Annotated in this window: 11 protein-coding genes; 5 read left to right on the top strand and 6 right to left on the bottom strand. The window is 51.7% G+C overall.

All coding sequences use genetic code 11. The features are described from left to right. Positions 1–7 precede the first annotated feature (7 nt). Both HGO41_RS02985 and HGO41_RS02980 read right to left on the bottom strand, forming a co-directional pair. Positions 8–466 (bottom strand): RES family NAD+ phosphorylase, encoded by a 459-nt coding sequence (locus HGO41_RS02985; protein WP_112198338.1) that lies wholly within the window; start codon positions 464–466, stop codon positions 8–10. Then, the gene (locus HGO41_RS02980; RefSeq protein WP_013574723.1) at positions 463–924 is read right to left on the bottom strand and encodes an Xre family toxin-antitoxin system antitoxin; all 462 of its coding nucleotides are present in this window, start codon (positions 922–924) and stop codon (positions 463–465) included. Before HGO41_RS02980 ends, HGO41_RS02985 begins: the two co-directional genes overlap by 4 nt. Positions 925–1,274: 350 nt before the next feature. On the opposite strand from HGO41_RS02980, the gene HGO41_RS02975 reads away from it, so the two are divergent. Both HGO41_RS02975 and HGO41_RS02970 read left to right on the top strand, forming a co-directional pair. Then, a complete protein-coding gene (locus HGO41_RS02975; RefSeq protein WP_013574724.1) occupies positions 1,275–2,162 on the top strand; it encodes a nucleoside-specific channel-forming protein Tsx in 888 nt (295 codons plus the stop codon). 186 nt (positions 2,163–2,348) lie between these two features. Further along, positions 2,349–3,944: an ABC-F family ATPase gene (locus HGO41_RS02970; RefSeq protein ID WP_013574725.1), complete on the top strand. Its 1,596-nt coding sequence runs from the start codon at positions 2,349–2,351 to the stop codon at positions 3,942–3,944. 193 nt (positions 3,945–4,137) lie between these two features. On the opposite strand, the gene moeB is transcribed toward HGO41_RS02970, so the two are convergent. Together moeB and moeA are read right to left on the bottom strand one after the other, a co-directional pair. Beyond that, positions 4,138–4,899: a molybdopterin-synthase adenylyltransferase MoeB gene (gene moeB, locus HGO41_RS02965; protein WP_112151162.1), complete on the bottom strand. Its 762-nt coding sequence runs from the start codon at positions 4,897–4,899 to the stop codon at positions 4,138–4,140. 2 nt (positions 4,900–4,901) lie between these two features. Continuing rightward, on the bottom strand, positions 4,902–6,143 hold the full coding sequence (gene moeA, locus HGO41_RS02960; RefSeq protein WP_112151161.1) for a molybdopterin molybdotransferase MoeA: 1,242 nt from the start codon (positions 6,141–6,143) through the stop codon (positions 4,902–4,904). A gap of 245 nt (positions 6,144–6,388) precedes the next feature. On the opposite strand from moeA, the gene HGO41_RS02955 reads away from it, so the two are divergent. Further along, the gene (locus HGO41_RS02955; protein WP_013574728.1) at positions 6,389–6,622 is read left to right on the top strand and encodes a DeoR family transcriptional regulator; all 234 of its coding nucleotides are present in this window, start codon (positions 6,389–6,391) and stop codon (positions 6,620–6,622) included. A gap of 74 nt (positions 6,623–6,696) precedes the next feature. Here the strand turns inward: HGO41_RS02955 and HGO41_RS02950 are convergent, their stop codons facing one another. Together HGO41_RS02950 and tsgA are read right to left on the bottom strand one after the other, a co-directional pair. Beyond that, a complete protein-coding gene (locus HGO41_RS02950; RefSeq protein ID WP_250980747.1) occupies positions 6,697–9,516 on the bottom strand; it encodes an autotransporter family protein in 2,820 nt (939 codons plus the stop codon). Between the two features lie 402 nt (positions 9,517–9,918). After that, positions 9,919–11,118 carry an MFS transporter TsgA gene (tsgA, locus tag HGO41_RS02945; RefSeq protein WP_013574731.1) on the bottom strand — a complete coding sequence of 400 codons (1,200 nt, stop codon included), beginning with the start codon at positions 11,116–11,118 and terminating at the stop codon, positions 9,919–9,921. 277 nt (positions 11,119–11,395) lie between these two features. Here tsgA and HGO41_RS02940 point away from each other — a divergent pair, with 277 nt between their 5' ends. Together HGO41_RS02940 and HGO41_RS02935 are read left to right on the top strand one after the other, a co-directional pair. Continuing rightward, positions 11,396–12,400: an isoaspartyl peptidase/L-asparaginase family protein gene (locus HGO41_RS02940; protein WP_166860052.1), complete on the top strand. Its 1,005-nt coding sequence runs from the start codon at positions 11,396–11,398 to the stop codon at positions 12,398–12,400. Beyond that, a complete protein-coding gene (locus tag HGO41_RS02935; protein WP_250980746.1) occupies positions 12,397–14,265 on the top strand; it encodes a dipeptide ABC transporter ATP-binding protein in 1,869 nt (622 codons plus the stop codon). The genes HGO41_RS02940 and HGO41_RS02935 overlap by 4 nt, the downstream gene beginning before the upstream one ends. Positions 14,266–14,302: the final 37 nt, after the last annotated feature.

The raw sequence follows: 14,302 nt of genomic DNA, 5'->3' as shown, positions 1-14,302 counted from the left end.
CCGCGCTTTATTGCAGGCGCGGGTCAAACATCATGGGCTCGCGTTCTACTGAACTCAGTAAATCGGCAAAAGACGGGTGTAGCGGATTAAGTAATACGTTGTATTCCGACGGCACAATCACTGACGGCACTTTCAGCCCGACATATTCACCTTCTGCAAGCCAGACGTCACCCTGACGTTGAGTGCTGTCAGGCACTGATGCGCTTCGCCAGTCGGCGGCAAGCTCTGAAACTTCCAGCGTATCCAGCAGTTCCTCTGGCACCTCAATACTCAGCAAGGTATAGGAACGCATCAACATGCTGTTTTGCAAATGCACCAGAATTTCCAGGATAGCCAGTGAGATGCTGGTGGTGACATAGACGACCGGCCTGCCTGGCGGATTCCAGCGACCGCCATAAAGTTGCGCGCCGGCTCCCGACCAGGCTGTCGCCAGATGACGGGTCTGCACGATACGAAACAGCTTCAACTGAAAACACCGTGCTGGAGACGACCAATCAGGCGGCTGACTTCCACAGCACCCGCTTCAGAAGACAGCAGTTCCAGCGGACGTGAACCATCCAGTGCCGGAGCAGGGCGGGTGAACCATTCGAGCGCCGAGACACGATCCCCTTCGAACAAATCAGTTGCGGCATCCACGATGCGAACCAGTCGCGCCACACGTTCACTCTCTTCACTTTTTAGCAATCCGTTCCCGGCTTTACGCCGGGCATAGTTGCGTTCGTTAATGCCCATGATTTCCAGTAACACCATTTTTGGCCATCCCAGCTCAGTATTAAGACGGCTGATACTATCAACCGGAAATCCCTTTTGTATGGCATTTATCAAACTGATTCCGCTGCTTGCGGGAAGGCCCGCAGATTGCCAAAGCGGCGTTGCAGAATCTTGCACAGAGCTGGAAGACAGCCCGGTAATTTTTGAATTCATGATGTGTGCCTCCGCACCGTTATTTGTCATGATTATAGCATGACAAATAACGAATGGTCATTTTATCAACGATAACTTTTTGCATCAGTCCGTACTGAATAAAAGCGCACGGAAAGATAAATGTGATGAATGTCACATTGGGGATGTATCGGAATGAAACAGAAATTGACAAACCTTGACCAAATCTATTTATTAGCTAAGAAAAGTCGACTCTTGTAGGAAGTAACTGGTAATTGCAGGTTTTTTGCACTATGTGCAGCAATCGGTTGCGGATCACAGTTTTAGGGTTTGTTTTATGCAACGTCTGAAAGTGGCAAGACGTTGTTCCACCCCCCGCTTCTGGTAAAAATATGAAAAATAAAATTATTGCAGCAGGCGCTTTGATGGCTTTGTCCTACAGCGCGACCGTGCTCGCTGATGATAGCAAGGGCGAATTTGTTTCTGACTGGTGGCACCAAAGTGTCAACGTTGTAGGTAGCGCCGATACCCGTTTCGGGCCTACGCTGCGTAACGATGTTTACCTTGAATATGAAGCGTTTGCGCACAAAGACTGGTTTGATTTCTACGGTTATATCGATATTCCTAAAACCTTCGGCGCCGGTAACGGTAATGACACCGGTATCTGGGATAAAAACGGTTCTCCGCTGTTTATGGAAATCGAACCGCGTTTCTCTATTGATAAGCTGACCGGTACTGATCTGAGCTTCGGTCCGTTCAAAGAATGGTACTTCGCGAACAACTATATCTACGACATGGGCCCGGACAGCGATAACCGTCAAAATACCTGGTACATGGGGCTGGGCACCGACATCGACACCGGTTTGCCGATGAGCCTGTCTCTGAACGTGTATGCGAAATACCAGTGGGAAAACTACGGCGCAGCGAATGAAAACAGCTGGGACGGTTACCGTTTCAAAGTGAAATATTTCGTTCCTCTGACGCAACTGTGGGGTGGCAACCTGAGCTATATCGGGTTCACCAACTTCGACTGGGGCTCCTCACTGGGTGATGACGATTTCCGTGATCTGAACGGCAACAAAGCGCGTTCTAACAACTCTATCGCCTCCAGCCATATCCTGTCGCTGAACTACACACACTGGCATTACTCGTTCGTGGCGCGTTACTTCCACAACGGCGGCCAGTGGGCTGACGGCGCTGAACTGAACTTCGGTAACGGTAACTTCGATGTGAAGTCCACCGGCTGGGGTTACTACGGCGTGATTGGCTACAACTTCTGATTTCAGCGGTTGTACGACAAACCCGGCTCCGGCCGGGTTTTTTGTTTTTATTGCTTTCTGAAAAGTCGCACATTAAGCATTTTTTTTAGCTGTTGAGTGAAAAATGACCACAACTACAGGCGATCCTGACGCGCTGTTGTGGCATAATGCGCGCCAAATCACATTTCCCAATTAAGAGCGAGCGTTGTGCTAAGTACTTACAACATCACCATGCAATTCGGCAGCAAGCCGTTATTTGAAAATATTAACGTGAAATTTGGCGGCGGTAACCGTTACGGCCTGATTGGCGCGAACGGTTGTGGCAAGTCCACTTTCATGAAGATCCTCGGTGGCGACTTAGTGCCTTCTGGCGGTAACGTTGTGCTGGACCCGAATGAGCGTCTGGGTAAATTACGCCAGGATCAGTTCGCCTTCGAACAGTTCAGCGTGCTGGACACCGTTATCATGGGCCACACCGAATTGTGGGAAGTGAAGGAAGAGCGCGACCGTATTTACGCGATGGCGGAAATGAGCGAAGAAGACGGCTACAAAGTGGCTGATCTGGAAGTCGCTTACGGCGAAATGGACGGCTACAGCGCAGAATCCCGTGCGGGTGAATTGCTGCTGGGCGTGGGGATCCCTGTCGAGCAACATTATGGCCCGATGAGCGAAATCGCCCCGGGCTTTAAACTGCGTGTTTTGCTGGCGCAGGCGCTGTTCTCCGATCCGGAAATCCTGCTGCTCGACGAACCGACGAACAACCTGGACATCGATACTATTCGCTGGCTGGAGCAGGTGCTGAACGAACGTAACAGCACCATGATCATCATTTCCCATGACCGTCACTTCCTGAACATGGTGTGTACGCACATGGCGGATCTCGACTATGGCGAACTGCGTGTTTATCCGGGCAACTACGATGAATACATGACGGCGGCGACGCAGGCTCGTGAACTTCTCAGCGCCAATAACGCCAAGAAGAAAGCACAGATTGCTGAACTGCAATCGTTCGTCAGCCGCTTCAGCGCGAACGCCTCCAAATCTAAACAGGCGACTTCCCGTGCCCGTCAGATTGATAAAATTCAGCTTGATGAAATCAAAGCATCCAGCCGTCAGAACCCTTACATGCGCTTCGAGCAGGACAAGAAATTGTTCCGTAATGCGCTGGAAGTGGAAAAAATCACCAAAGGTTTCGACAACGGTCCGCTGTTTAAAAATCTCGGCCTGATGCTTGAAGTGGGCGAGAAAGTCGCGATTCTGGGTGCCAACGGTATCGGTAAATCAACGCTGCTGAAAACGCTGGTCGGTGAGCATGAACCGGAAAGCGGTTCAGTAAAATGGTCTGAAAACGCCAAGATCGGTTATTACGCGCAGGATCACGAATATGAATTCGATGACACCCTGAACGTGTTTGACTGGATGAGCCAGTGGAAATCCGAGAAAGACGACGAGCAGGCCGTACGCGGTGTGTTAGGCCGTCTGCTGTTCGGTCAGGACGATATCAAGAAGAAAGTGAAAGTACTTTCCGGTGGTGAAAAAGGTCGTATGTTATTCGGGAAACTGATGATGCAACGTCCGAACATCCTGATTATGGATGAACCAACCAACCACCTTGATATGGAATCCATCGAGTCACTGAACATGGCGCTGGAAATGTATGAAGGTACGCTGATCTTCGTTTCCCACGACCGTGAGTTTGTCAGCTCGCTGGCAACCCGTATTCTGGAAATGACGCCGACCCGCGTGATTGATTTCTCGGGTAATTACGAAGATTATCTGCGTAGCCAGGGCATCAATAGTTAATTCGCTGCATCCTTCACGTTGTCTCGGCGTTGGCTGCCTTTACTCACCCCGGTCACTTACCGATGTAAGCTCCCGGGGATTCGTGCAGTTGCCGCCTTGATACAACGCGAATGATTTTGCGAATTGTTTTGGGTGTCATAAAAAATAGAAAACCGCCGATAAAGGCGGTTTTTTTGTGTCTGAATTTACTGATTCAACAATCCCCACACACTTCACAATGCGGGTCTTTCATCAGTTTCATTTCGCGGAACTGCAACGTCATGGCGTCGAACATCAGCAGTTTTCCGCGCGGGGTTTCACCAAATTTTGTCAGCAGTTTGATGGTTTCCATCGCCTGCAAACTGCCGATGGTGCCGACTAAAGGTGCCATCACACCGGCTTCCACACAGGTCAGGGCGTTTTCACCGAATAACCGGCTCAGGCAGCGGTAGCAGGGTTCCTGCGGCTGATAAGTGAACACGCTGAGCTGGCCTTCCATGCGGATGGCGGCCCCGGAAACCAGCGGTTTTTTCTGCGCGTAACATTCACCGTTCAGCTGATTGCGCGTGGTGACGTTGTCGGTGCAATCGACCACCACGTCGCAGGCGGCGATCAGGTCACGCAGCATGTCGTCGCTGGCCTGTGTATTAATCTGATGAATGACGATGTGCGGATTGATTGCCGCCAGCGCCATTGCGGCGGATTCCACTTTCGACATGCCGATCCGGGCGTCAGTATGCAGCGTCTGGCGTTGCAGGTTTGACAGCGAGACCGTGTCGAAATCCAGTAGCGTTAACGTACCGGTGCCAGCCGCCGCCAGATATTGCGCAGCGGCACAGCCTAAACCGCCCAGTCCGACAATCAGCGCATGACTGGCTTTCAGTTGTTCCTGGCCGTCAAAATCAAACCCTTTCAGAACGATCTGGCGGTTATAACGCAGGGTTTCAGCGTCCGTCAGTTCCGGCAGTTGAGGCATGTTCAGCTCCGCAGCAGGGCGTTAAACGGTTCGATTTCAACGATTTCGCCTGCGGCCACGTTACCGCGCCCGCGTTCAAGCACGATAAAACAGTTGGCCTGGCTGAATGAGCTGAATACGTGCGAACCCTGATGGCCGGTGGTGCGCACTTCCAGTTGTCCTTCGGCGCTGGTGCTGAAAATACCGCGCTGGAAATCGAGACGTCCGGGGGATTTTTTCAAGGGTGTCACCGCTTTTGCCTTCAGGCGTGGCGGGAACTGCCAGGCCGTATGGCCGGACAACTGTGCAATAAATGGCTGAACCAGCTGATAAAACGTCAGTGCTGCCGACACCGGATTCCCCGGCAAACCGCAGAACCAGCTGCTTTCCAGTTTACCGAAAGCAAAAGGTTTGCCCGGTTTCATGGCAAGCTTCCAGAAACCAATTTCACCCAGTTCATCCAGAATCTGTTTAGTGTAATCGGCTTCACCGACCGATACGCCGCCGCTGGAAATCACCAGATCGGCAAACGCATTGGCTTCTTCGAAGGCTTTACGCAGCGCCAGGGGATTATCGCGAATAATGCCTAAATCCAGGACGGTACAGCCCAGTTGTTCCAGCATCAGGCGCACAGCGAAACGGTTGGTATCGTAAATCTGCCCCTCCTGCAAAGGCGTTCCCACCGGTTGCAGTTCATCGCCGGTGGAGAATACGGCGACTTTCAGCGGTTTCCAGACCTTGACGTGGGTGACGCCCAGTGAGGCCAGCAGCGGTAATTCTGCCGCACCGAGCCGTACACCGGCAGGCAGCACGCTGTCGCCCTGTTTAATGTCGTCTCCGGTCAGGCGGATATTCTGGCCTTTTTGCGCTGTTGCAGTGAAACGTACTCCTGCATCTGAAACTTCAGCCTGTTCCTGCATGATTACTGCATCGGCACCGGCGGGAACTGGCGCACCGGTCATGATGCGGATACAGGTTCCGGCAGGCCATTCGCCATGAAAAGGCGCACCGGCAAAGGCTTTGCCCGCGACCGGGAACACCGCGCCGTCGTGCAAGTCTGTGCAACGTACGGCATAGCCATCCATTGCGGAGTTATCAAAAGGTGGCACAAAAACCGGTGAAAGCACCGGTGCGGCGGTTATGCGGCCCGCGGCGCCAGCAAGTGGCAGGGATTCGGCCTCCTGACTTGTTTTAGGCGGTACACAGTCGCGCATTTTATCCAGCGCTTCGTCAAGTGAGATCAGACCGGCAGTATTGAATTCCATAAAAAATCCTTAGTCATTCGTCCCGGCGTAGCAGGTATTTTCAGCGGTGCCGGGCAGGGAAATGGAGCATGCGCATAGTATGACAGAGAAACGCAGCGAACCAAAAAGCGCCGAAGGCGTAAAAATTCTGCGCGGATTCCTGAAAAATTGAGATCGATCCCAAAATTAACAATGTAACGCAGGTATTATAGTTACCGTTATTTGTGACCTTCGTCACATAACTGTCATATAAACAGGAATAACCGGTGCTTAAAAAAAATCGCCATCAGGCCATCCTTCAGTTGGTTGAACAACATGAAGTGCTACAGGTAAGCGAACTGGCACAATCGCTGGATGTAAGTCTCGAAACGATCAGACGCGATCTGAGTGAAATGCAGGACAAAGGATTGATTTTGCGCCGCCACGGACGTGCGCGTCGTCTGGCCGCTCAGCCTGAAACATCCTGGCTAAACAGTTTGCAGCGTTGCCCGCAGCTTTAAACGCAGCAACGAAATAAGAAAAGGGAAGGCTTTGATGCCTTCCCTTTTTTATGCGTGTGATTCAGAGACCTGAATTAAAAACGCCCCTGGATCCCAATATGGCCGACGTAGCCTTCCATATCGCCGTCAAAACCTTTGACGTATTTCACATCAGCATACACCGAGGTATTCGGTGCGAGTTGCGCCGTCATGCCCGCGCCGGTCTGCCAGTATTGATCGGAAAAATCCGTTGTACTGACATCGATTCCGCCGACATTGATATCCGGTGAATCCGAGAAATTACTCAGTACGTCGGCGGTCAGGTAAGGTTTGAATTTTTCACTGGCTTTATCTTCTGCCTGGTCGCGTAACAAACGCAACCCGGCACGCGCTGTGCCCTGATTGACAGAAACGCCAGAGATATCAGAAATTTCATCGCTGAAATCTTCTGAATTCAGATACTGATAAATGATCTGCCCCTGAGGTTCGATTTTCCAGTTGGTGCTGACGGCATAGGGTTGACCTGCTTCAGCAGAAAGCAATACGCCGTAGCTGTCCTGTTTCGTATCATGCAGGCTCTCATACTGGTTACGATACCAGGTGAACTGGCCGACAAGGTCAACGTAAGCGCCATCTTGTGCATATCGGGTGTAATAGCTGCCAACGCTGTAGGCATCACTGCGCACTGAGCCAGCATCCGCACTTTTCCCCGCCAACGTGCGCACCTGATCCTGCGTGTCGGTACTCTGGTTGCCCAATGTCGCCATGATGCCAGCGTGGACGCGTGTGCCGTTTTTCAGTTCATCCTGATATAAGTCGGTTCCGAATTGCGCGAACCAGTAATCACTGTCGTACCCAAAACGTCCCGCATCGAAGGAAGTGTGTTCTCCGCCGGTTCTCGCCCATGCGCGATTGTTGTAGCCTTTGCCATAGGTTTCTGTATCGCCCATACGCTCGTGCAGCGTGCCAGCAATACGCATGCCATAATACAAGTTCAGATAAGGTGCTGCGATATAACTGGGGATTTCGCCACGGTAAGTGTCTGGTGTAGCCGGGGCAGGCGCAGGAACATCCGGTGTCGGATTATCTGGCGTTGGGACATCAGGAACCGGCGCGTCAGGTGTTGGGATTTCAGCGCGCAGATACCAGTCATTCATATCGCCGGTGGCATCCTTGCTCCCTTCAAAAAGATAATAGTCGTAAGCGCCGATACTGACGCTGTTTTCCAGACTGAACAGGCCATTATGACGGCTGGCATCATCAATCTGAGCGACACGTATTCCGTCGTTAATTGTCTGTGCTGCCTTACCCGACGCAGAGATATGTAATCCGAACTGCCCGGACGCGTTGCCCGTAACATGAATGAGATCGCCAGTGCTGTTTCCCTGCGCATCCTGCTCCAGCGACGTATTCATAAAGAACGTACCCTTGCCTGACAGATTGTGCGTTTCCAGCGTTTTATAATCACCTTGTCCGGAAAACTGAACGCTGGCGTTATTCATGTTGAGTGAGTCGATGCGCGAGGAATCGGTCATCAGCCACTGACTGTCCTGAGCATCAATATTAATCGTACCGGCAGAAGCAGAAGAAAATTCCGTGCCATTCATCGCGCTGCCTTGCCAGGTTGAGTTAAGCAAATTGAGCGTCAGCTGGCTGGCGATCGGGTCTTCATCTGCGCTTAGCGCAATAAGGTTACCGTTAATGATGCTGCCGTTGCTGGCGTTGACCGAAAGGTCTGCAATCTGGTTGCTGTTGCTTCCGGCAACGACAAAGGCATCGGCGGCATTCAGGGAACTGTTATCCAGTGTGACGGCCCATTCGCCTTCGGTGGCGTGTACGCCCTGGGTTTTACCCGCAAGCCGGGAGTTTTTGACGTCCAGTGTGCCACCGTAGGCATAATCAGGTGTGGCGTAGGAAGTGATCAGGTCAACCAGCGGTTGGTCCGACAGTGCATTTTCCATCACGACCTGGTTAAGGTTAACGTTGCCCTGATGACTGATTTCTATGCCGCTGGTGGTATTGCCGCTGCTGATATTGCCATTGAATACCGAGATAACAGAGTTGTCGTTTGAGCTTATCGCCGTGCCTGCGGAATGGATGTCAGTGTTCACTAAGGTGACATAGCTGTTTTGATTACTTTCGATCGCCGTACTGCCTGCATATTCTGTATTAGCAGAACCTCCATTCATTAATACACCGGCATTACGGGTGGAATAAATCGCCCGCGAGTCCTCGCCCGTCGTGGTAATTATCGCGTCATTAGAAAACAGAATAAATCCGTTATCTTCTGCATATAAGGCATTGGTATGCTTACCGTGGGTGGTCACTGTGCTACCACTTCCCGTGATAAGAACGTCGTTCCTCTTGTGCAGACTGGAATTGATGTTGTTTAAAATAATGCCTTCTGAATAATCACCCGCAGTAGTGATATTGACTTTATTGATTGTGCCCTTTGCCCCATTCTGGATAACCAGACCATCAGAGCCGTTCTGCATTGAATTAATATACAGAGTGCCGGCAATCGTCGCGGTGGCATTATTATTCACCGTGAATCCGGGGGGGCTGTTATTATAGGTATTTATGGTAACATCATTTTTAGAAAGGAAAGAGGTTCCTATTCCTTCCATCATAATGCCTTTACTTTGGCCGTAAGTGTTGATAATAAGCGGTCCGAGTAAATCAACGCTTCCGCCACGGTTAATGAGCATCGCATCAGTTAAAGAGCCCTGAGTGGTGATCGTCACCGGTGCCGCAACTGACTGTGTCAGTGCGCCACCATCATGAATATAAAAGGCAGGAATACTGGAAGTGATGCCTTCCGACCAGGTGGTTGCATTTACGCCATCCAGATACCCTTCGGTGGAAAGGTCAAAGGGGACCATTCCGCTGATATCTAACACGGGTAAATTTGTCACATTGCCAAATTCATCTTTATCACTAATATCTGTTGCAAGCGCGTAATTAGCCAGAGAGATAGATATCGCCAGAGGGGTCAGCTTTATTAATCTAAGTGCTACAGTTTTCCATTTTTCCGGATTATTTCCCATTTTATATTTCGTCCCGTCAGAATTTTTTAAAGAGTCTGGCGGACATTCTACGCATATTTATTTTTTAAGTTATTAATTGTATATTAAGGTATGCTTAATTTAAGATGTTTATGAATGTGTAATATGTGGGCGTTAACGTAATGAATAATGGGGATTAAATAATAGGGGGTTATAATATTGTTTCGAGGTGTGTATATATTATCGAACGGATAGACACAAAAAATCCGACCGCAAAAATGCGGTCGGATTTTTATTACTCAAACAACGTTTTCAGTGTGCACTGACTTCGTGGTTAATTCTCTCTGCTTTGCTCTTCAGGCCGGCAAGTACCACCATCAGCACCAGCAACGCATAGGAAATGGTCGCGATATTCAGCGCCCAGAACAAACCGTATTCGTTGTAGATGAAAGACGAGAAGGACGCGAAAATCAGCGTGCCGACGGAACTGGTGGTCAGCAGCGCAGAGGTCAGCGTTGGCGGGGAGTTTTTCACCTGCAGGCTGCCGTAGCTCATCAGACCGGAGAACATTCCTGAGTTACAGAAACCGAACAGACCCACGGCGACGAGCACCAGCGTCGGCGAATTGCTGGTGGTCAGCACCGCCAGGCTTGCCATGCCGACAATCACGGAAATCAGCAGGAAAGTACGCAGTTTCACGAAACGCACGGTGAACTGGTTCAGGAACAGGCCAATCGCTTTCACCATCCAGTAGGTGGTGATGTAAATCGCGGCACGGTCCGTTTCCATATTGAAGTGCTCATGCAGCCAGCTTGGCATCCACAGCGTGAAGACCAGCTCGGTGAAGACAAAAGCAAACAGCGCAATACACAGGAAGAATACCGCGATGCCCCATGGCTCTTTCACCACGTTGTGCGTCGATTCGTTTTTAACCGGTTGCGGAACATTCGGGAATTTCTGACCCGCGCACAGTAAAATCATCAGCAGGCTCAGGACACCCATGATGCCGTACATCGCCAGCCAGCTTGCGCCATGTTTGAACAGGAAACCCAGCACCAGCGACAGCGTCATACCGGAAAGCGCGAAGAAGAAGTCGGTAAAGATCAGGTTCGCGGAACGTTTTTTCGGATCGTCATTAATACGTACGACCAGATAGCTGCCGATAGACATCATCAGGCCCGCCGTGGCGCCGATCAGGAACACACCCACGCCGAACAGTGTAATAGACGGCATGATAAACAGCGCGATACACACCAGCACGGAAATGAAAGAGCCGGTCATCAGTTGTTTGCCCAGATCAAACTTACGCATCAGAATGCCGCTGATCATAATGGGCAGGAACAGGCCAATGTTCATTAAGGAAAACATTTGACCGATAAAGCCCGGATCTTTGTTAAATGCCGTAGCCACCGGCCCGATAACAATGCCCAGAGTGGAAACCAGTCCACCGGTAAAGAAATAGCTGAGCCATGAGATCACATTAATCCGACGGCGGTTATAAACAGTTTCCATAAACTGATTTCCTAAAAAGAGAAAATAAAAAAGCGGCGGAAAGCTTATCCAGAGATGCTTTTATCCGTAGTTAAGACGTTTATTATTGCTGTTCTTTGGTCATTTGTCCCGCAGGTATATTCAATTGCAGCATTTGTTTTTCCTAAACAATCTAAGCAATTAGCGACTTTTTGATGGTGCGACATTTCCGCTTTACATACTGTTGCGGGCTAAATATAGTCAAAAACAGCTCAACATTTTCCTATACATAAATACAACATCGAAAGGTGCAGCGCTAATGAGTTTTTCTACTGATAATTCAGCGGCTTCCGTTTCGGACAAGAAGCGGCCGGTTATTGCGATCCACGGTGGTGCAGGGGCGATTACCCGCGCGGCAATGAGCGCTGAAAAAGAACGACTTTATTTAGCCGAACTGGAGAGAATAGTCACCTGCGGACAGGCTATTCTGGCCTCCGGCGGCAGTGCACTGGATGCGGTCACCGAGGCGGTGCGTCTGCTCGAAGAGTGTCCGTTATTTAATGCGGGAAAAGGGGCTGTTTTTACCCATCAGGGCACGCATGAGTTAGACGCCTGCATTATGGATGGCCGGACGCTCGATGCCGGAGCCATCAGTGGCGTGAATCATATCCGTAACCCGATCCTGACCGCCCGCAAAATTTTGGAAGTCAGTCCGCATGTGATGTTCACCGGGGCGGGGGCGGAAGCATTTGCCTGCGAGCACGGCCAGGAAATGGTCGGGGCGGACTATTTTTTCACCCAGGAACGTTACGATCAGTTGCAGCGGGCCATCGCCGCTGATCAGGGTGTCATGCTCGATCACGACGGCGCTTCGCTTAACGACGCTGACCCGCTGGATCCTGAACATAAATTCGGTACCGTCGGTGCGGTGGCGATGGATGCGCTGGGCAATCTGGCGGCAGCCACATCCACTGGCGGTATGACCAACAAACAGGCCGGACGCGTCGGCGATTCGCCGATTATTGGCGCAGGTTGTTACGCCAGCAATAATACGGTGGCGATTTCCAGCACCGGTACCGGCGAAGTGTTTATGCGTACGGTGGCGGCCTATGATGTGGCCGCGCTTATCGAATACGCCGGCCTTTCACTGGAAGAGGCCACACATAAAGTTGTGCAGGAAAAACTGCTGCCCCTGGGGGGAAGCGGCGGGATGATTGCGGTGGATAAATTTGGCAATGTGGTGCTGCCTTTCAACAGCGAAGGCATGTACCGTGGATTCGCCCGTGTGGGCGATGTGCCCGTCGTCAGCATTTACCGTTCATGAACAGCCCGATGAACGGTCCTCTTATTCTGCCGCCCGAACACGTGCTTGCCGTCAGCCAGCTTAGCGTGCAGTTTGCCCATGAAAGGCAGGTCATTCAGGCGGTCAGTCATCTCAGTTTTCAGGTAAAACGCGGTGAAACGCTGGCGATTGTTGGCGAATCGGGTTCCGGAAAATCAGTGACCTCACTGGCGCTGATGCGGCTGGTGGAACAGGGCGGCGGGAAGATTTCACAAGGTGAAATGCAGTTGCGCCGCCGTAACGGTGAGATAGTCGATCTGATGAATGCCACGCAGCCCGCCATGCGTAACCTGCGCGGCGCGGATATGGCGATGATTTTTCAGGAGCCGATGACGTCGCTCAATCCGGTCTTCCCTGTGGGGGAGCAAATCGCCGAATCGATCCGCTTGCACCAAAATAAAGATCACCGGGCAGCCCGTGCGGAAGCATTACGGATGCTGGATCTGGTGCGTATTCCCGAAGCCAGAAATATTCTCGACAGTTACCTGCATCAGCTTTCCGGCGGTATGCGCCAGCGGGTGATGATTGCGATGGCACTCTCCTGTAAACCTGCGTTGCTGATTGCCGACGAACCGACCACGGCGCTGGATGTCACCATTCAGGCGCAAATTCTGCAACTGATCCGGGTGCTGCAAAAAGAGATGCAGATGGGGGTGATTTTTATCACGCATGACATGGGGGTGGTGGCCGAAATTGCTGATCGTGTGCTGGTGATGCATCAGGGCAACAGTGTGGAAACGGGGGAAGTGAACGCGATATTCCGTTCTCCGCAGGCGCCTTATACCCAGACGTTGCTGGCGGCGGTGCCAAAACTCGGTTCGATGGCGGGTAAACCGCTGCCCGCACGCTTCCCGGCACCCACACAACAGGAAAGCGATCCGGAACTGATTCAAAACACCCTGACGCCAGGCGTGCCCCCGATATTACAGGTGCGTGATCTGGTTACGCGGTTCGACCTGCGCAGCGGCATTTTCAATCGCGTGACCCGCCGGGTTCATGCCGTGGAAAAAGTCAGTTTTGATTTGCATCCCGGTGAAACGCTGGCGCTGGTGGGGGAGTCAGGCTGTGGTAAATCCACCACCGGCCGTTCGCTGCTAAAACTAGTGAAGAGTCAGGGGGGCACCATCACCTTTAACGGCCAGACGCTGACTGATATCGGCGGCAGTGAACTGCAACATCTGCGCCGTGATATCCAGTTTATTTTTCAGGATCCCTACGCCTCGCTCGATCCGCGCCTGACGGTAGGATATTCCATTATGGAACCGCTGCTGGTTCACAATCTGGCAAAAGGCGCAGAAGCCGAAGCCCGTGTGGCGTGGTTGCTGGAAAAAGTCGGACTGCTGCCGGAACACGCGCAGCGCTATCCTCATGAGTTTTCCGGCGGCCAGCGGCAGCGAATTTGCATTGCGCGTGCGCTGGCCCTTAATCCAAAAGTGGTGATTGCCGATGAATCGGTTTCGGCGCTGGATGTGTCTATCCGCGCGCAAATCATCAATCTGCTGATGGATTTGCAGAAAGAGTTTGGTCTGGCATTTTTGTTTATTTCTCACGATATGGCCGTTGTTGAACGCATCAGCCACCGCGTGGCGGTGATGTATCTCGGGCAGATAGTGGAAATCGGCTCGCGCCGTGCGGTATTTGAAACACCCCAACATGCGTATACCCGCAAACTGATGGCGGCTGTACCGGTCGCCGATCCGGCGCACAAGCGAAAAGACCAGGCGCTGCTGGTGGATGAAATCCCCAGCCCGATCCGCGGGCTGCACGATGACCCGGTGGTGATGCCATTGGTGAAGGTGGGCGAAGGCCATTTCGTCGCCAGACATACGATTGCGGGTATTTACTGATTTTTGTGGCGGCTTATTTTGAGTCGTCAATTCTTAG

It is taken from the genome of Rahnella sp. CG8, assembly GCF_023701875.1.
Classification (GTDB): Bacteria; Pseudomonadota; Gammaproteobacteria; order Enterobacterales; family Enterobacteriaceae; genus Rahnella; species Rahnella aceris.
This window is presented reverse-complemented; position numbering and strand designations above follow the sequence as displayed.

What these genes read in the sequence shown, in the direction of transcription:
- moeA (WP_112151161.1), bottom strand. Translation starts at nt 6,143, where the DNA reads ATGGAATTCAATACTGCCGGTCTGATCTCACTTGACGAAGCGCTGGAT.
- tsgA (WP_013574731.1), bottom strand. Translation starts at nt 11,118, where the DNA reads ATGGAAACTGTTTATAACCGCCGTCGGATTAATGTGATCTCATGGCTC.
- HGO41_RS02975 (WP_013574724.1), top strand. Translation starts at nt 1,275, where the DNA reads ATGAAAAATAAAATTATTGCAGCAGGCGCTTTGATGGCTTTGTCCTAC.
- HGO41_RS02940 (WP_166860052.1), top strand. Translation starts at nt 11,396, where the DNA reads ATGAGTTTTTCTACTGATAATTCAGCGGCTTCCGTTTCGGACAAGAAG.
- HGO41_RS02980 (WP_013574723.1), bottom strand. Translation starts at nt 924, where the DNA reads ATGAATTCAAAAATTACCGGGCTGTCTTCCAGCTCTGTGCAAGATTCT.
- moeB (WP_112151162.1), bottom strand. Translation starts at nt 4,899, where the DNA reads ATGCCTCAACTGCCGGAACTGACGGACGCTGAAACCCTGCGTTATAAC.
- HGO41_RS02935 (WP_250980746.1), top strand. Translation starts at nt 12,397, where the DNA reads ATGAACAGCCCGATGAACGGTCCTCTTATTCTGCCGCCCGAACACGTG.